At 39.4% G+C, this 17401-nt stretch carries 18 protein-coding genes; 14 read left to right on the top strand and 4 right to left on the bottom strand.

Annotated features, from left to right (window positions below):
- Positions 1–179: 179 nt before the first annotated feature.
- Together A4V03_RS14240 and rprY are read left to right on the top strand one after the other, a co-directional pair.
- A complete protein-coding gene (locus A4V03_RS14240; protein ID WP_008641002.1) occupies positions 180–1736 on the top strand; it encodes a sensor histidine kinase in 1557 nt (518 codons plus the stop codon).
- A 1-nt stretch (position 1737) separates the two neighbouring features.
- Entirely contained in the window at positions 1738–2439 is a 702-nt protein-coding gene (rprY, locus tag A4V03_RS14235) for a response regulator transcription factor RprY (protein WP_004299326.1), read from the top strand.
- Between the two features lie 77 nt (positions 2440–2516).
- Here the strand turns inward: rprY and A4V03_RS21040 are convergent, their stop codons facing one another.
- Positions 2517–2693 carry a hypothetical protein gene (locus A4V03_RS21040; RefSeq protein WP_004299327.1) on the bottom strand — a complete coding sequence of 59 codons (177 nt, stop codon included), beginning with the start codon at positions 2691–2693 and terminating at the stop codon, positions 2517–2519.
- Between the two features lie 140 nt (positions 2694–2833).
- Positions 2834–3280 (bottom strand): MarR family winged helix-turn-helix transcriptional regulator, encoded by a 447-nt coding sequence (locus A4V03_RS14230; protein ID WP_004306609.1) that lies wholly within the window; start codon positions 3278–3280, stop codon positions 2834–2836.
- A gap of 156 nt (positions 3281–3436) precedes the next feature.
- Between A4V03_RS14230 and rpsF the strand changes: the two genes are divergently transcribed.
- From rpsF to A4V03_RS14190, 8 genes are all read left to right on the top strand, one after another.
- Complete coding sequence (rpsF, locus tag A4V03_RS14225; RefSeq protein ID WP_004299329.1) at positions 3437–3781, top strand: 30S ribosomal protein S6; 345 nt, start codon at positions 3437–3439, stop codon at positions 3779–3781.
- A gap of 2 nt (positions 3782–3783) precedes the next feature.
- On the top strand, positions 3784–4056 hold the full coding sequence (gene rpsR / locus A4V03_RS14220; protein ID WP_004307964.1) for a 30S ribosomal protein S18: 273 nt from the start codon (positions 3784–3786) through the stop codon (positions 4054–4056).
- Between the two features lie 14 nt (positions 4057–4070).
- A complete protein-coding gene (gene rplI, locus A4V03_RS14215) occupies positions 4071–4514 on the top strand; it encodes a 50S ribosomal protein L9 (RefSeq protein WP_004307965.1) in 444 nt (147 codons plus the stop codon).
- Positions 4515–4596: 82 nt separating this feature from the next.
- The gene (locus A4V03_RS14210; protein WP_065539383.1) at positions 4597–6261 is read left to right on the top strand and encodes a DUF6377 domain-containing protein; all 1665 of its coding nucleotides are present in this window, start codon (positions 4597–4599) and stop codon (positions 6259–6261) included.
- A gap of 239 nt (positions 6262–6500) precedes the next feature.
- The gene (locus tag A4V03_RS14205; protein ID WP_065539382.1) at positions 6501–7613 is read left to right on the top strand and encodes a Gfo/Idh/MocA family protein; all 1113 of its coding nucleotides are present in this window, start codon (positions 6501–6503) and stop codon (positions 7611–7613) included.
- Positions 7614–7625: 12 nt separating this feature from the next.
- Positions 7626–9113, top strand: coding sequence for a Gfo/Idh/MocA family oxidoreductase (locus tag A4V03_RS14200; RefSeq protein ID WP_065539381.1), 1488 nt, complete (start codon positions 7626–7628; stop codon positions 9111–9113).
- A 38-nt stretch (positions 9114–9151) separates the two neighbouring features.
- A complete protein-coding gene (locus A4V03_RS14195; RefSeq protein ID WP_065539380.1) occupies positions 9152–10015 on the top strand; it encodes a 3-keto-disaccharide hydrolase in 864 nt (287 codons plus the stop codon).
- A gap of 147 nt (positions 10016–10162) precedes the next feature.
- A complete protein-coding gene (locus tag A4V03_RS14190; protein WP_065539379.1) occupies positions 10163–11071 on the top strand; it encodes a sugar phosphate isomerase/epimerase family protein in 909 nt (302 codons plus the stop codon).
- An 89-nt stretch (positions 11072–11160) separates the two neighbouring features.
- Here A4V03_RS14190 and A4V03_RS14185 read toward each other — a convergent pair whose 3' ends face one another.
- Positions 11161–11385: a hypothetical protein gene (locus A4V03_RS14185; RefSeq protein ID WP_055235719.1), complete on the bottom strand. Its 225-nt coding sequence runs from the start codon at positions 11383–11385 to the stop codon at positions 11161–11163.
- 159 nt (positions 11386–11544) lie between these two features.
- Complete coding sequence (locus tag A4V03_RS14180; protein ID WP_065539378.1) at positions 11545–13218, bottom strand: long-chain fatty acid--CoA ligase; 1674 nt, start codon at positions 13216–13218, stop codon at positions 11545–11547.
- A gap of 110 nt (positions 13219–13328) precedes the next feature.
- On the opposite strand from A4V03_RS14180, the gene mtaB reads away from it, so the two are divergent.
- The 4 genes from mtaB to A4V03_RS14160 are packed head-to-tail and all read left to right on the top strand — an operon-like array spanning position 13329 to position 17132.
- Complete coding sequence (gene mtaB, locus A4V03_RS14175) at positions 13329–14648, top strand: tRNA (N(6)-L-threonylcarbamoyladenosine(37)-C(2))-methylthiotransferase MtaB (RefSeq protein WP_065539377.1); 1320 nt, start codon at positions 13329–13331, stop codon at positions 14646–14648.
- A 3-nt stretch (positions 14649–14651) separates the two neighbouring features.
- The gene (locus A4V03_RS14170; protein ID WP_065539376.1) at positions 14652–15572 is read left to right on the top strand and encodes a lysophospholipid acyltransferase family protein; all 921 of its coding nucleotides are present in this window, start codon (positions 14652–14654) and stop codon (positions 15570–15572) included.
- Between the two features lie 5 nt (positions 15573–15577).
- Complete coding sequence (locus A4V03_RS14165; RefSeq protein WP_084081157.1) at positions 15578–16627, top strand: glycosyltransferase family 2 protein; 1050 nt, start codon at positions 15578–15580, stop codon at positions 16625–16627.
- Positions 16611–17132, top strand: a complete 522-nt coding sequence (locus tag A4V03_RS14160; protein ID WP_065539374.1) for a methylglyoxal synthase — start codon at positions 16611–16613, stop codon at positions 17130–17132. Before A4V03_RS14165 ends, A4V03_RS14160 begins: the two co-directional genes overlap by 17 nt.
- Positions 17133–17401: the final 269 nt, after the last annotated feature.

The following is a 17401-nucleotide window of genomic DNA, read 5'->3' as shown; positions in this document are numbered from 1 at the left end:
GAAAAACACAAGGTGAAAATTTAATTTTTTATTAAATTTGCAAACCAAAGGAGGGGTTTTATTGTTGTAGTAATCAGAATACAACCTAAATAGCTCCTTACGGTTAATTTCCGGGAAGTTCCGGTTAAATCAAGTTAATGCATTAGGAGTGTTAATTAGGGAGTGTTAATTTTGTTGCTATGAAGAAGTCAACAATTTGGATATTAGGTATTGTAATGGGGCTTTCCTTCCTTAGCTTGCTGTATTTGCAGGTAAGTTATATAGAGGAAATGATGAAAACCCGGAAGGAACAGTTTGATTCGGCTGTACGCAATAGCTTGGATCAGGTTTCCAAGGATGTGGAATATGCAGAGACCAGACGTTGGTTGATCGAAGATATTTCAGAAGCGGAAAGAAAAGCACTGATTGCGAATAATGCTTCCATACAACAAGACAACTTGATTCAGCAGACGCAGCGGTTTACGGTGAAGTCTAAGGATGGAAAAGTATATTCGGATTTTGAGCTGAAAGTGATGACCACTAAGCCCTCCGAGCTTCCGAAGGCTATGATTTCTCCTTACAGGGGGACAAAGACTATTCCGGAAACTTCGCGTTCATTGGTGGAAGCCATCAAGAATCGGTATATGTATCAGCGGGCATTACTCGATGAAGTGGCCTGGCAGATGATTTATCGGGGAAGTGACAAGTCGATTGGAGACAGAGTACGGTTTAAAGAACTGGATGACTATCTGAAATCGAGTTTATATAATAATAGTATAGATTTGCCTTATCACTTTACGGTGATTGATAAAGACGGAAGGGAAGTCTACCGTTGTGCGGATTATGAGGCAAAGGGGAGTGAAGACGCTTATCAGCAGGCATTGTTTAAGAATGATCCGCCTGCAAAAATGAGTATCTTGAAAGTACACTTTCCGGGGAAGAAAGATTATATATTTGACTCCATCAGTTTCATGATTCCGTCGCTGATATTTACACTGGTATTGTTAGTGACATTCATCTTTACGATTTATATCGTATTCCGGCAAAAGAAACTGACGGAGATGAAGAATGACTTTATCAATAATATGACGCACGAATTTAAAACACCGATATCTACCATTTCATTAGCAGCCCAGATGTTGAAAGATCCGGCGGTGGGAAAATCTCCACAGATGTTTCAGCATATATCGGGAGTGATTAATGATGAAACCAAGCGCTTGCGTTTCCAGGTGGAAAAAGTGCTCCAGATGTCGATGTTCGAACGTCAGAAGGCAACTTTGAAGATGAAGGAGATTGATGCGAATGAATTAATATCAGGAGTTATCAATACCTTTGCGCTGAAAGTGGAACGATATAATGGTAAGATAACATCGAACCTTGAGGCTACCGATCCTGTTATATTTGCAGATGAGATGCATATCACGAATGTAATCTTTAATCTGATGGATAACGCGGTGAAATATAAGAAACCGGAAGAGGATCTGGAACTGAAAGTGAGAACGTGGAATGAGTCGGGTAAACTGATGATTTCGATACAGGATAATGGTATCGGTATCAAAAAAGAGAACCTGAAAAAGATATTTGAAAAGTTCTATCGTGTACATACGGGTAATCTGCACGATGTGAAGGGCTTTGGACTGGGATTGGCTTATGTGAGAAAAATTATATTGGATCATAAGGGGACCATCCGGGCGGAAAGCGACCTGAACGTGGGAACTAAATTTATTATTGCATTACCTTTATTAAAAAATAATTGATATGGACGAGAAACTGCGTATTTTATTATGCGAGGATGACGAAAATCTTGGCATGCTTTTAAGAGAATATCTACAGGCAAAAGGTTATTCTGCTGAGTTATATCCTGATGGAGAAGCCGGTTATAAGGCTTTCTTGAAGAATAAATATGACTTGTGCGTGTTTGACGTGATGATGCCTAAAAAAGACGGCTTCACACTGGCACAGGATGTCCGTGCAGCAAATGCTGAAATTCCTATTATCTTCCTGACGGCTAAAACGCTGAAAGAAGATATCTTGGAAGGCTTTAAAATCGGTGCGGATGATTATATCACCAAACCGTTTAGTATGGAAGAATTGACATTCAGAATTGAAGCAATCTTGAGACGTGTTCGTGGAAAGAAGAACAAAGAAAGCAATATCTATAAGATTGGTAAGTTTACTTTTGACACACAGAAACAAATTCTGTCGTCAGAAGGCAAACAAACTAAGCTGACTACCAAAGAGTCTGAGCTACTCGGATTGCTTTGCGCACATGCCAATGAGATTTTGCAACGTGACTTTGCTCTGAAAACAATCTGGATTGATGATAACTATTTCAATGCCCGTAGCATGGATGTGTATATCACAAAATTGCGTAAGCATTTGAAAGAAGATGATTCAATCGAAATTATCAATATTCACGGAAAAGGTTATAAGCTGATTACTCCGGAAGTTGAATCTTAATGATTGCGTTTGAGATAACTCCAAATAAAAAATCCCGGGAACATTCGTTTCCGGGATTTTTTATTGATTCTGCGAAATTAATCAGCGATCTTCTTATTAATAACAATATAAGAAATGAGTCCCAGTACTACAAGTACTACTGAAGTACCCAGGATGGCGTTGTTGTTTACATTTCCTGTAAAGGAACAAGCCAGCAGGATCACTACTCCGACCAAGATTAATATCAATCCTAAGTTCTTTAATAAACCTTTCATGTGTGTGTATTTTAATAGATTATAATATTCCAGTCACAAATTAAAGCATAATTCTTTAACGGGCGAAATTATTTGGATAAAAATTCCATTATAAATGCACGATTTAGTGGATTTTATGATTTGGAGAGAAGTTCTTCTATCTAATCTTTTGTATTGTAGAACACCTTTTTGAGTACCTCCTGTCCAATGCTTAATTCGTCGAGAGTGATACCGTGAAGAGCCTCTTTCAGAGTCTGGCCCGCAATAATACGCGCTTTTTCTTCCAGTTCTTTCCCGTCTTTGGTCAGATGGATCAGGTTGGTGCGGCGGTCTTTTTTATCGGAAATGCGCACAACAAGATGTTGCCGTTCCATATTATCTATCAAGCGGGTCATGCTGGGCTTATCTTTAAAAGTTGCATTACACAACTCTTGTTGCGTCACACCGTCTTTCTCCCACAGGAAAATGAGTACCGTCCATTGTTCAGGGCTAATTTCTAAACCGTTCTGACGGAAGTTACGGTACAGTTTCCGGTTGATTGCCGCAGAAACTTTGCCATTCAATATGGCGAATATAAGTCGAATGTCGAAATTAAATTGCTCTATCATGAAATTATTGTTTAGACAACTTTGCAAAGGTAAGTCTCTTCCTGGATAAATCCTATCTTCGGATACAAAAAAAGATTAAATATTTGTAGTTCAAAATAAAATGTCTAACTTTGCACTCGCATTTAAAATCAAATAATTTATTTAATTAAACGAAGTATGAATCAATACGAAACCGTTTTCATTTTAACTCCCGTTTTATCTGATGTTCAGATGAAGGAAGCGGTAGAAAAATTCAAAGGCGTTCTTCAAGCTGAAGGTGCTGAGATTATTAATGAAGAAAACTGGGGACTGAAGAAATTGGCTTACCCAATTCAGAAAAAGTCTACAGGTTTTTATCAACTGATTGAGTTCAATGCAGATCCTACTGTAATTGACAAGCTGGAAATTAATTTCCGTCGTGATGAACGCGTAATCCGTTTCTTGACTTTCAAGATGGATAAGTATGCTGCTGAATACGCTGCAAAAAGAAGAAGTGTTAAATCAAACAAAAAGGAGGATTAATCATGGCACAACAAGTTCAATCAGAAATCAGATATTTAACTCCGCCGTCAGTAGACGTTAAGAAGAAAAAGTACTGCCGTTTCAAAAAGAGTGGTATTAAGTATATCGACTACAAAGATCCTGAATTCTTGAAGAAATTCTTGAATGAACAAGGAAAAATCCTTCCGCGTCGTATTACAGGTACTTCTTTGAAGTTCCAACGTCGTATCGCGCAGGCTGTGAAGAGAGCTCGTCACTTGGCATTGCTGCCTTATGTAACTGACATGATGAAATAAGAAGGAGGAAAAGTATGGAAATTATATTGAAAGAAGACGTAGTAAACTTGGGTTATAAGAACGATATCGTAAACGTGAAATCCGGATACGGTCGTAATTATCTGATCCCGACTGGAAAAGCTATCATCGCTTCTCCTTCTGCAAAGAAAATGTTGGCTGAAGAACTGAAACAGCGCGCTCACAAACTTGAGAAAATCAAGAAAGATGCTGAAGCTATGGCTGCTAAGTTGGAAGGCGTTTCTTTGACTATCGCAACTAAAGTTAGCTCAACCGGTACTATCTTCGGTTCTGTTGGTAACATCCAGATTGCTGAAGCATTGTCTAAACTGGGTCATGAAGTTGACAGAAAGATCATCGTTGTAAAAGACGCTGTGAAAGAAGTTGGTAGCTACAAGGCTATCGTTAAGCTTCACAAGGAAGTTTCGGTAGAAATTCCTTTCGAGGTAGTTGCTGAATAAGAGCAAATTTACTTCATATATGAAAAGCGATTTGTTCTGAACGAATAAATCGCTTTTTTTTGTTATCTTTGCTATTACTATTATGAAATTCGACTGTTGTTTTCTAGAGAAGAGGTTTTTGCTTCTGCTGATTGCTTTGGGAATTGGCAGTGTTATTTATGCGAATAATGAGTTGAAGTTATTGACTGATTCTTTGCGTAGAGTGATAGATGAAAAACACGTCTTTATTAAAGAGAAAGAAGATCGGATAAACCGGATAAAATGTATGTTGAGAAGTCCCGGTTTGACTCTTGAAGGAGAATATAGAATCAATCTACGGTTGTATAATGAATATAAAAAGTTTCATATTGATTCAGCCATCCATTATGTCGATCGCAATATTGAGATTTCCCGCCAGTTGAATAGACCTTATTTCACTAACCAGTCGTCTTTATATCTTAGCCTTTTATATTCGATGTGTGGCAGGTTTCGCGAAGCAGAGATCATCTTGAAAAGTATAAAGACTTCAGAACTTCCCAAGGATTTATTAATAAACTACTATCAAACTTATTCCAGTTTTTGGGGGCACTATTCGATTTCTGTTGCCAATAATCTGTATGGCAAGCATCAGGCTGCTTGTCAGGATTCGTTGTTTGCCCTCATTGACCACACTTCTTGGGATTATCGAATGTCCCAGGCTTCTTATTATATTTGGCGTGATACATTGAAATCGAAAGAAATTTTTAAAGAACTACTAGAGATTGAAGAAGTGGGGACACCTAATTATGCCATGATAACTCATTCATATTCCAGGTTATGTCACCATCAAAAAAAGTATGATGAGGAAAAAAAATATTTGATGTTGTCAGCAATAGCCGATACCCGGAATGCTACGCGGGATAATGCCTCCCTGCAATCTCTTGCATTGATAGCTTATGATGAACAGAATTTGGCTGATGCATTTAAATTTACACAGTCTGCTATCGATGACGTTATATCTTCCGGTATTCATTTTCGGGCCATCGAAATTTATAAATTCAATTCTATTATTAATACTGCTTATCAGGCGGAACAGACCAGATCGCGCTCGCATCTGACTACTTTCCTTATTTCTACAAGTATTATCCTTTTTCTCTTAGTCCTGTTGGTGCTTTTTATCTATATTCAGATGAAGAAGACGTTGAAAATAAAACAGGCATTGGCGCAGAGTAATGAGGAACTTTTGCGATTGAACAATAAACTGAATAGTATGAACAGTCAGCTGAATGATACAAATAATCAGTTGTATGAAATTAGTAGTATAAAGGAACATTATATAGCCGAATTTTTTGATGTATGCTTTAGTTATATCCATAAAATGGAGAAATATCAAAATATGTTGTATAAAGTAGCTATAAATAAATACTATGATGAGCTGATTAAGAAGCTAAAATCATCTGAGCTTATCGACGATGAACTTAGTGCTTTATACACTCGTTTTGATAAAGTTTTCTTGGGGCTGTATCCTACTTTTGTTTCAGATTTTAATGCTTTGTTGAAAGATGAAGAGCAAATAATTTTAAAACCGGATGCTTTATTGAACAGAGAACTTCGTATTTATGCTTTATTGCGTTTGGGTATTACGGATAGTGGGAAAATAGCGAACTTCCTCCGTTGTTCTACAAGTACGGTTTATAATTATCGCACGAAGATGAGAAATAAGGCAGCTGTCGACAGGGATGAATTTGAGAATGAAGTTATGAAAATTAGTTCAACTCAAGAGACATAATTATCATTTTAACATTATAATACTTTCCAAATCATCTACATTTTTTTGATGTATTGAATTAAGTAAGTGCTTGATTAATAGTATAAAGTGCTAATTTTATATCTACATAAAGTAGTGTAAGTCAAATAAGCCGTTATTTATTTGACTAAATTTGCAATATCAGTTTTTAGCTCATCAGTTTGATAGTTAGGAGTTGATATTTTATCTATTATTTGTACTTAAATTCACTATGTTTAATTATGAACACGCAATCTTCAGTAGACACGAGAATTAAAGTTGGAATTATCGGTTTTGGTAGGATGGGAAGATTCTACTGGGAAGCGATGACTAAAAGTGATCGGTGGAATATTGCTTATATTTGTGATACTAATCCTGAATCACGTCAGTTAGCCAAGAAGCTTTCTCCTAACTCTATTATATTAGAAGATAATCAAAAGATTTTTGAGGATGAAAGTGTGCAGGTAGTCGGGCTTTTCACTTTGGCTGACTCACGGTTGGAACAAATAGAAAAAGCTATTCGTTACGGCAAACATATTATTGCAGAAAAACCAGTTGCAGATACAATGGAAAATGAGTGGAAAGTTGTAGAAATGACAGAAAACACAAATCTCATTTCTACGGTGAACTTGTATTTGCGGAATTCCTGGTATCATAATTTAATGAAGAAATATATCCAGCAAGGAGAAATCGGAGAGTTGGCTATTATTCGTATTTGTCACATGACTCCCGGCTTGGCACCAGGTGAAGGGCATGAATATGAAGGACCTGCTTTTCATGATTGCGGAATGCATTATGTAGATATTACCCGTTGGTATGCAGAATGTGACTATAGAACATGGAATGCTCAGGGAGTGAATATGTGGAACTACAAAGATCCTTGGTGGGTGCAATGTCACGGAACTTTTCAAAATGGGGTCGTTTTTGATATTACTCAGGGATTTGTTTATGGGCAATTATCTAAAGACCAGACACATAATTCGTATATAGATATTATAGGTACGAAAGGAATTGTGCGTATGACGCATGACTTCAATACTGCTGTTGTCGACCTGCACGGTGTTAACCAGACCATTCGTGTAGAGAAACCTTTCGGTGGCAAGAATATAGACGTGTTGTGTGACCTGTTTGCAGATTCGATAGAAACCGGAAAACGTAGTTCACGCTTACCGTTAATGCGTGATTCGGCTATTGCATCCGAATATGCGTGGACATTCTTGGAAGATACTCGCAAACACGATTTGCCTGCTATTGGTAATTTAAGCACTTTGGAGCAAATACGCGAGCGAAGAAGAAATATGAAAAATGGATATGGATTGTTGCACGGCAACCTTCCAAAGATTATTAACTCTTAAATAAATAAAATCATGTCAAACATTTCGAGGAGAAAATTTCTCAAAACAGGAGCCGCTGCTTTAGCAGGTATAACTATTGCTCCTAGTACTATTTTAGGTATGAGTCACGGGCATATTTCGCCTACTGATAAACTGAATCTTGCAGCTGTGGGTATTGGTGGTATGGGACATGCCAACATTAATCACGTGAAGGGCACTGAAAATATTGTGGCTCTTTGTGATGTGGATTGGAAGTACGCAAAAGGCGTGTTCGACGAATTTCCCAAGGCTAAAAAGTACTGGGACTATCGTAAGATGTATGATGAAATGGGTAAATCTATCGACGGTGTAATTATCGCAACTGCCGACCATACTCATGCTATCATCACTGCTGACGCAATGACAATGGGAAAACATGTATATTGCCAGAAGCCATTAACACATTCAGTGTATGAATCTCGTTTGTTGACCAAACTGGCTGCATCAACGGGTGTGGTTACTCAAATGGGTAATCAGGGTGCATCGGATGAAGGTACGGATTTAGTATGTGAATGGATTTGGAATGGAGAAATCGGTGATGTGACGAAAGTTGAATGTGCAACAGACCGTCCTATTTGGCCTCAAGGATTGAATGTTCCGGAAAAGGCTGATAAAATTCCTAGCACGTTGAACTGGGATTTATTCACAGGTCCTGCTAAAATGAATCCTTATAATGCTATTTACCATCCTTGGAACTGGCGTGGATGGTGGGATTACGGAACAGGTGCATTGGGTGATATGGCTTGTCATATTTTGCATCAGCCGTTTAAAGCATTGAAATTGCAGTATCCTACCAAAGTGGAAGGTTCATCGACATTATTGTTGAATGCTTGTGCTCCACAGGCACAACACGTGAAAATGATTTTCCCTGCTCGTGAAAATATGCCGAAAGTAGCTATGCCTGAAGTGGAAATACATTGGTATGATGGCGGTATGATGCCTGAGCGTCCGAAAGGATTCCCTGAAGGTAAACAACTGATGCAGAGCGGTGGTGGTTTGACTATTTTCCACGGAACGAAAGATACATTGATTTGCGGATGTTATGGACAGAATCCTTGGTTGCTTTCAGGTCGTAAGCCAAATGCACCGAAGGTTTGTCGCCGTGTTCCTAAAGCAATGAATGGTGGTCACGAAATGGATTGGGTACGTGCATGTAAAGAAGATAAATCTAATCGTATCATGACTAAATCTGACTTCTCAGAAGCTGGACCAATGAATGAAATGGTGGCAATGGGTGTATTGGCTATCCGTTTGCAGGCGCTGAATAAGACTCTTGAATGGGATGGAGCTAACATGCGCTTTACAAATATCGGTGATAACGAAACCATCCGTACCGTTATCAAAGACGGTTTCAAGATTCATAATGGTCATCCTACATTTGATAAGACATGGACAGATCCGATCAATGCACAACAGTTTGCGGCTGAATTAGTGAAACATAATTATCGTGAAGGCTGGAGACTGCCTGATATGCCAAGATAAAAGTAAATTAAAGATTAAAAAAATAAATAGTTGATATCATGAAAAAAGTATTTTATCCATTAGCTTGTTGTTGTCTTGCTGCAGGTGTTTTTGCTTCTTGCGGCGCTCAGAAGAAAGCAAATGCTCCGGAAGAGCAAAAAGTTGCGTTGTCTTACTCTAAATCATTGAAAGCACCAGAAACAGATAGCTTGAATCTGACTGTTGATAAAGATGGCTATATCACTATTTTTGATGGTGAAACATTTAACGGATGGCGTGGTTATGGAAAAGACCGTATTCCTTCTAAATGGACTATTGAAGACGGTTGCATCAAATTTAACGGTTCTGGTGGCGGTGAAGCTCAAGACGGTGATGGTGGTGACCTGATTTTTGCTCACAAGTTTAAAAACTTCGAACTGGAGATGGAATGGAAAGTTTCTAAAGGTGGTAACTCCGGTATTTTCTATTTAGCTCAGGAAGTTGTATCGAAAGATAAAGACGGTAATGATGTGCTTGAGCCTATTTACATTTCCGCGCCCGAATATCAGGTGTTGGACAATGCCAATCATCCGGATGCTAAATTGGGTAAAGACAACAATCGTCAGTCAGCTTCTTTGTATGACATGATTCCGGCGGTTCCTCAAAACTCTAAACCGTTTGGCGAATGGAACAAGGCTAAGATTATGGTTTATAAAGGTACAGTTGTTCACGGACAAAATGATGAAAACGTAGTTGAATATCATTTGTGGACAAAACAATGGACTGATATGTTGCAAGCAAGTAAGTTTAGCGAAGAAAAATGGCCTTTGGCATTTGAATTGCTGAATAATTGCGGTGGCGAAAATCACGAAGGTTTCATTGGTTTGCAAGATCACGGTGACGATGTTTGGTTCCGTAACATTCGCGTGAAGATTTTGGACTAATCGAATAGCAATAAAAAGGCACGGGTTACACGTATTTCACGTTTTTTTTGAATGGCGATTGTCATAGAACAACCGTGAAGTCTGCGTAATCCGTGCCTATTTTTTCTATATAAACCTGAATAATTGTAACCCACTAATATCTATTATATGAAAACTAGAATTTATATCTGTGCATTGGCTGCTCTTTTCATGATTCCATTGGCAGTAACGGCACAAACCAAGAAAAAAGCTAAAAAAGAGGTAGCGATTCAGCTCTATTCTGTCAGAGATATATTAAACAAGGTAGACAACAAAAACGGTAAGTGCGACCCCACTTATACTGCTCTTCTGAAGAAATTGGCAAACATGGGATATACCGGTGTTGAAGCAGCCAATTATAACAACGGTAAATTTTATGACCGTACTCCCCAACAATTTAAGAAAGATGTCGAATCGGCAGGATTAAAGGTTTTGTCTTCACACTGTACAAAACAATTGTCTAAAGAAGAGTTGGCTTCCGGCGACTATTCGAAGTCACTTGAATGGTGGGATCAATGTATTGCCGATCACAAAGCTGCCGGTATGAAATATATTGTAGCTCCGTGGATGGATGTACCTAAGACGCTCAAGGATTTAGAAACGTATTGTGCATATTATAATGAGATAGGCAAGCGTTGCAAACAACAAGGTTTGTCGTTCGGATATCATAATCACGCTCATGAATTTCAGAAAGTAGAAGATAAAGTGATGTATGATTATATGTTGGAAAATACGAATCCGGAATATGTTTTCTTCCAGATGGACCTTTATTGGGTAGTTCGCGGACAAAACAGTCCTGTCGATTATTTTAATAAATATCCCGGTCGTTTCAAAGTATTTCATTTGAAAGATCACAGAGAGATTGGACAAAGTGGAATGGTAGGTTTTGATGCTATCTTTAAGAATGCAAAAACTGCAGGTGTTAATTATCTTGTTGCTGAAATCGAAAGGTATAGCATTCCGGTAGAGGAAAGTGTAGAAGTAAGTCTGGATTATTTGTTGAACGCTCCTTTTGTGAAAAGCTCATACGCTAAATAACGTGTAGCTTACTAATATAAAGGCATAAAAAAAAGTCTGTGCATGCTTTCGCATGGCAGACTTTCAATTCTCTCTAAGCTGTTTCTGAATTATTCAGCTACAGTTTCAGTTGCAGTGCTATCAGCATTCAAAGAATCTGCTGCTGCTGCGGCTGCTGCTTGTTCAGCTTCAAGAGCTGCTGCTTCTACTGCTGCGATTGAGTCAGCGATACGGATAGAATCCTGAGTTGCTTTTGCTGCGTCAGCTGCTTTGTTACCACATGATGCGAATGATACTGCTACGATAGCTACGGCCATCAAAACTAATTTTTTCATTTTCTTTGCTTTTTAAAAACGTAATACAATCAATTGCTTTATTAAAACGATGCAAAGGTATGCACTTTTTCAATATGTTGTTCTCGAAATGCCAACTTTTTTTATAATTTTTTTGGTAACTAGCTCCTTTTCTCCCCTTTTTATATGTTTTAGAACATGCTAATCGACAGCAATACTGTTATATAAGTATCTTTTTATGCTTCTTTTGGGCGTTTTTTCAAATTCCGTAGGATAGAGTTGGATCTTGCTGATTTTCTCATAAGCGGCTACGTTGCTGTTCAGATTCTTAAGATTTTCATCCATGATTGTTTTCAGGTTATCCGGATTGTTTAATCCGAGAGAATCCAACGCTTCGTAATCGGCATAAACAAGTGCCACTAATTTTTTATTGCGTTCGATAACAAGACTTTCAAGAATGAAAGGCAGGTTATTCAGTTTAGTTTCCAACTCTTCGGGGAAGATGTTCTGTCCGCTGGAACTTAAGATCATAGTCTTGAGTCGTCCCCGGATGAAAATATTTCCGTTGCTGTCCATAGAACCAAGGTCACCCGTACGTAACCAGCCGTCCTGCGTGAATACTTCCTGCGTTGCTTCCTGGTTCTTGTAGTAGCCAACCATCACATTTTCTCCCCGAACCTGGATTTCTCCGGTTTCTGCTTCCGGGGTTTCTTTATAGATACGCGCTTCCATTATATCCAAAATCTTTCCGGAAGAACCTAGTACAAATTCATCCCAAGGAGCGTAGCTGATAAGCGGACCACATTCTGTCATTCCATAACCGATGGTAAAAGGAAATTTGATTTTGTAGAAGAATTCTTCTACTTCTTTATCCATAGCGGCGCCACCGATAATGATTTCTTTAAACCGTCCTCCCAATGCATCAATCAGTCTTTTACGTATCTGATTGTAGATTTGGGTGTCGAGCAGAGGGATATTGAGTGCCCACTTCATACCTTTTTTATTAATGAGTGGATGGATAATATTCTTATATATCTTTTCAATCACTAGCGGGACAGTAATAATAAGGTTAGGTTTCACTTCCTCAAAAGCCTTCATTATAATTTTGGGAGAAGGCGTTTTTCCAAGCAAAGTGACATGGGTGCCGACAGCGGTTGCTGTCAGAAAGTCGAATGCGCAACCGTATGCGTGGGCGAGGGGAAGGAAAGAAAGCACTTTATCCCCTTTTTTAAGGAGTTCGGTACGAATACCGAAAGTGACATTACCGGCAAGATTATTTCCTGTCAGCATCACACCCTTACTGAAACCGGTGGTTCCGGAAGTGTAATTTAACAGCATCACTTTGTCATTGGATAAAGTGGTGTACTGAACATCTTCACGGGTAAATCCTTGCGGATAGAGAGAATGCATCTCTTTATCGGTATTTTTCAGAAACTTTTGTATCGTTTCTCCGTCGCGTTGATAAAGACACCGGAAATCCATCAATGAGAATACTCCCCGTAGTCCCGTTAATTTTTCCTCTTCCAGATTCTCCCAAATGCTGTCGCTGGTGAATAGGAATACAGATTCGGAATGATTGACGATATGATGAACGTCATTAGGCGTAAAATCTTGAAGGATAGGGACAATGATTGCTCCGTATGTGATCGTTGCCATATAGGCGATGCACCAATGAGCATTATTTTTGCCGATAACTGAAATCTTATCTCCTCTGCGAAGGCTACAATGTTTGAATAACAGATGTAAACGGGCGATTTTTTCAGCCACCTCACCGTATGTGTATTGGGTCTCTTCTCCATAATCAGTATAACAAGGCAGATCCCAATTCTCACGAAAACTATTTTCGTATAGTTTAATGAAATTCTCTTTAATCATTGCACGTTTTTTAGTGAACTGTGCAAAAATAGGAATAAACTTTCGTATCCTAAAGTGTTTTACTGATAATAATGTGTAACTTTGCATCGCTAATGTGTTTATAACAGCTTATGATAGATACCACTGTATTTCAAAATAAGACAGCCGTTTATTATACTTTGGGCTGCAAATTAAATTTTTCAGAGACTTCAACTATCGGTAAAATTCTGCGTGAGGCAGGCGTCCGGACTGTGCGCAAAGGGGAGAAAGCAGATATCTGTGTGGTAAATACCTGTTCGGTGACGGAGATGGCGGATAAAAAATGCCGGCAAGCCATCCATCGCCTGGTAAAGCAGCATCCCGGTGCTTTTGTGGTAGTGACCGGATGTTATGCGCAATTGAAGCCCGGCGATGTGGCAAAGATAGATGGAGTAGATGTAGTGTTGGGAGCGGAACAGAAGGGAGAGTTACTTCAATATCTGGGCGACCTCCAAAAGCATGAAAAAGGAGAGGCTATCACTACTCCAACCAAAGATATCCGTTCGTTTTCTCCCTCGTGTTCAAGGGGAGACCGTACCCGTTTCTTCTTAAAGGTGCAGGATGGATGCGATTACTTCTGTTCATATTGCACGATTCCTTTTGCCCGCGGGCGAAGTCGTAACGGGACTATTGCTTCCATGGTTGAGCAGGCGCGGCAGGCAGCTGCTGAAGGTGGAAAAGAAATCGTTCTGACCGGAGTGAATATCGGAGATTTTGGTAAAACAACAGGAGAGAGTTTCTTTGATCTGGTAAAGGCGCTGGATCAGGTAGATGGAATCGAACGTTATCGTATTTCTTCCATAGAACCCAATCTGTTGACTGATGAGACTATCGAGTTTGTGTCTCACTCCCGCAGTTTTATGCCTCATTTTCATATCCCTTTGCAATCCGGTTGCGATGAAGTTTTGCAGTTAATGCGCCGTCGTTACGACACTGCTCTTTTTGCTTCGAAAGTGAAGAAGATAAAAGAGGTGATGCCGGATGCTTTTATCGGAGTGGATGTGATTGTGGGTACCCGTGGAGAAACACCCGAATACTTTGAACAGGCTTATCAGTTTATTGACGGATTGGATGTGACGCAATTGCATGTGTTTAGCTATTCCGAGCGTCCCGGAACGCAAGCCTTAAAAATAGAATATGTGGTTTCTCCGGAAGAGAAGCATCAGCGTAGTCAGCGTCTGTTGGCGCTATCGGACCAAAAGACACAGGCTTTTTATGCACGTCATATCGGGCAGACAATGCCGGTATTGATGGAAAAATCGAAAGCTGGTGTTCCGATGCATGGATTTACGGAGAATTATATTCGTGTAGAGGTGGAAAGTGATGACTCGCTGGATAATCAGGTGGTTCATGTACGTCTGGGAGAGTTTAATGAGGAGATGACAGCACTTAAAGGTACAATTTTGGTATAAATTATGAGATCAAAACTTATCTATTGGTTGATATACAGTGGAATGTGGCTGTTTTCGGCTCTTCCGTTCCGGGTTTTATATATGCTTTCAGATTTTAATTATCTGCTGATGTATCGTGTTGGAAAATATCGACGGAAAGTAGTTCGGAGAAATCTATTGAGATCCTTCCCGGAAAAAACTGATGCGGAGAGATTGCAGATAGAACGCAAGTTTTATCGCTATTTGTCGGATTATATGCTTGAAGATTTGAAATTGTTGCATATGTCTGCCGAAGAACTTTGTGAGAGAATGACTTATAAGAATACGGAACAATATCTTGAACTGACTGAAAAGTATGGAGGTATTATAGTAATGATTCCTCATTATGCCAATTATGAATGGTTGATAGGTATGGGAGCAATCATGAAACCGGGAGATGTTCCCGTACAGGTTTATAAACCGTTGAGGGATAAATATTTGGATGAGTTGTTTAAACGTATTCGTTCTCGTTTCGGGGGGTATAATATTCCGAAACATTCTACAGCCCGTGAAATTATTAAGCTCAAACATGATGGAAAAAAGATGGTAGTCGGTTTGATTACTGATCAATGGCCTAGTGGATATGATAAATATTGGACTACCTTTTTAGGACAGGAAACCGGTTTTCTGAATGGTGCGGAGCGAATTGCCAAAATGATGAATTTTCCTGTTTTCTATTGCGAGCTTAGTAAGAAGCGCAGAGGATACTGTGAAGCGGAGTTCAAGTTAATGACGGAAACACCGAAAGAAACAAAAGAAGGAGAAATCACAGAAATGTTTGCTCATCGGTTAGAACAGACGATTCGTAAAGAACCGGCATATTGGTTGTGGTCTCATAAACGCTGGAAAATGACTCGTGAAGAAGCTGACCGATTGGAAGAGAAAGAGCTGAACAAGAAAAAATAATAATCATGAAAGTTTCAGTTGTAATTTTAAATTGGAACGGATGTGATATGCTCCGTACTTTTCTTCCGTCCGTCGTCCGGTATTCGGAAGGGGAGGGGATCGAAGTCTGTGTGGCTGACAATGGTTCTACGGACGCTTCCGTTACTTTGCTTCAACAGGAATTTCCTTCTGTCAGGACGATTGTACTCGATCAGAATTATGGCTTTGCCGATGGATATAATTTAGCATTGCAGCAGGTCGACGCAGAATATGTGGTTCTTTTGAATTCGGATGTCGAGGTGACGGAGCATTGGCTGGAACCAATGCTTGCTTATCTTGATAAGCATCCGGAGGTAGCTGCTTGTCAGCCCAAGATACGAAGCCAGCGGCAAAAAGAATATTTCGAATATGCCGGGGCAGCCGGTGGCTTTATTGATAAATACGGTTATCCTTTTTGTAGGGGGCGTATTATGGGAGTTGTGGAGAAAGACGAAGGTCAGTATGATACAGTAATTCCTGTTTTCTGGGCCACGGGGGCAGCGTTGTTTATCCGGCGAGCTGATTATATGAATGTAGGAGGACTGGATGGACGTTTCTTTGCTCACATGGAAGAAATAGATTTGTGCTGGCGACTCCGTTCGCGGAATCGTGAGATTGTCTGTGTACCTCAAAGCGTTGTCTATCATGTGGGGGGGGGGACTCTTAAAAAAGAGAATCCTCATAAAACCTTTCTTAATTTCCGTAATAATCTTGTCATGCTCTATAAGAATCTTCCACAGGAGGAGTTGAATAAAGTGATGCGTATCCGGACCTGTCTCGATTATCTGGCAGCGTTCAATTTCTTGTTGCAAGGGCACTGGGATAATGCTAGGGCTGTGATGCGTGCGCGGAAAGAGTATAAACGATTATGTCCGTCATTTTCTTTATCTCGTGAAGAGGATATGAGAAAAAAAACTTTGAATCCGATACCTGAACGGACAAAAAGTAGTATCTTGTGGCAGTTTTATGTGAGAGGATGCAAACGCTTCTCTCAATTGTCGGATTTAATAAGGATAACAAATGGAATCAAAGGTTAGAAGAGGCATCGGGCTGGTAGCGCATGATGCAATGAAAAAAGACCTCATCGAATGGGTACTGTGGAACTCGGAACTGTTGATGGGTAATAAATTCTATTGTACAGGTACTACAGGTACTTTGATATTGGAAGCATTGAAGGAGAAACATCCTGATGAAGAGTGGGATTTTACGATTTTAAAATCAGGTCCGTTAGGTGGTGACCAACAGATGGGTTCACGTATTGTGGATGGGCAGATTGATTATCTCTTTTTCTTCACGGACCCCATGACACTGCAACCGCATGATACAGATGTGAAGGCATTAACCCGTTTGGCGGGTGTAGAAAATATAGTTTTCTGTTGTAACCGTTCTACGGCGGATCATATTATTTCCAGTCCGTTATTTATGAATCCTGATTACGAACGTATTCATCCGGACTATTCCAGCTATACAAAACGTTTCCAGAATAAACCTGTGGTGACGGAAGCGGTCGAATCAGTAAATCGAAGAAAAAAGAAGAGATAATAAGCGGATTCGAGGTGTAAATAATAGAAACAGATCACCTGTTTAAAATAAGATAACGCAGATAATACAGATTAAAGTCGTATTATCTGCGTTGTTTATTAAGGTAGCTATACTCTGCTTATGCTAAACTTGAAAATAAGGGCTCATTCTGAAAATTGGGGGATTTGATTCAGGGCAATCACATCCTTAACAAAATAGATTCATTCCTGCACGGTTATGATTATATTTTATTCATTGACAATATTAAGAATCAGCCTTCTTATTACTGA

This window comes from Bacteroides caecimuris (assembly GCF_001688725.2).
Taxonomy (GTDB): domain Bacteria; phylum Bacteroidota; class Bacteroidia; order Bacteroidales; family Bacteroidaceae; genus Bacteroides; species Bacteroides caecimuris.
This window is presented reverse-complemented; position numbering and strand designations above follow the sequence as displayed.

Excerpts from the sequence above, each read along its gene's own strand:
- A4V03_RS14240 (WP_008641002.1), top strand. The coding sequence starts at position 180 with ATGAAGAAGTCAACAATTTGGATATTAGGTATTGTAATGGGGCTTTCC.
- A4V03_RS14165 (WP_084081157.1), top strand. The coding sequence starts at position 15,578 with ATGAAAGTTTCAGTTGTAATTTTAAATTGGAACGGATGTGATATGCTC.
- rpsR (WP_004307964.1), top strand. The coding sequence starts at position 3,784 with ATGGCACAACAAGTTCAATCAGAAATCAGATATTTAACTCCGCCGTCA.
- A4V03_RS14205 (WP_065539382.1), top strand. The coding sequence starts at position 6,501 with ATGAACACGCAATCTTCAGTAGACACGAGAATTAAAGTTGGAATTATC.
- rprY (WP_004299326.1), top strand. The coding sequence starts at position 1,738 with ATGGACGAGAAACTGCGTATTTTATTATGCGAGGATGACGAAAATCTT.
- rpsF (WP_004299329.1), top strand. The coding sequence starts at position 3,437 with ATGAATCAATACGAAACCGTTTTCATTTTAACTCCCGTTTTATCTGAT.
- rplI (WP_004307965.1), top strand. The coding sequence starts at position 4,071 with ATGGAAATTATATTGAAAGAAGACGTAGTAAACTTGGGTTATAAGAAC.
- A4V03_RS14180 (WP_065539378.1), bottom strand. The coding sequence starts at position 13,218 with ATGATTAAAGAGAATTTCATTAAACTATACGAAAATAGTTTTCGTGAG.
- A4V03_RS14195 (WP_065539380.1), top strand. The coding sequence starts at position 9,152 with ATGAAAAAAGTATTTTATCCATTAGCTTGTTGTTGTCTTGCTGCAGGT.
- A4V03_RS14210 (WP_065539383.1), top strand. The coding sequence starts at position 4,597 with ATGAAATTCGACTGTTGTTTTCTAGAGAAGAGGTTTTTGCTTCTGCTG.
- A4V03_RS14230 (WP_004306609.1), bottom strand. The coding sequence starts at position 3,280 with ATGATAGAGCAATTTAATTTCGACATTCGACTTATATTCGCCATATTG.
- mtaB (WP_065539377.1), top strand. The coding sequence starts at position 13,329 with ATGATAGATACCACTGTATTTCAAAATAAGACAGCCGTTTATTATACT.
- A4V03_RS14200 (WP_065539381.1), top strand. The coding sequence starts at position 7,626 with ATGTCAAACATTTCGAGGAGAAAATTTCTCAAAACAGGAGCCGCTGCT.
- A4V03_RS21040 (WP_004299327.1), bottom strand. The coding sequence starts at position 2,693 with ATGAAAGGTTTATTAAAGAACTTAGGATTGATATTAATCTTGGTCGGA.
- A4V03_RS14160 (WP_065539374.1), top strand. The coding sequence starts at position 16,611 with ATGGAATCAAAGGTTAGAAGAGGCATCGGGCTGGTAGCGCATGATGCA.
- A4V03_RS14185 (WP_055235719.1), bottom strand. The coding sequence starts at position 11,385 with ATGAAAAAATTAGTTTTGATGGCCGTAGCTATCGTAGCAGTATCATTC.
- A4V03_RS14170 (WP_065539376.1), top strand. The coding sequence starts at position 14,652 with ATGAGATCAAAACTTATCTATTGGTTGATATACAGTGGAATGTGGCTG.
- A4V03_RS14190 (WP_065539379.1), top strand. The coding sequence starts at position 10,163 with ATGAAAACTAGAATTTATATCTGTGCATTGGCTGCTCTTTTCATGATT.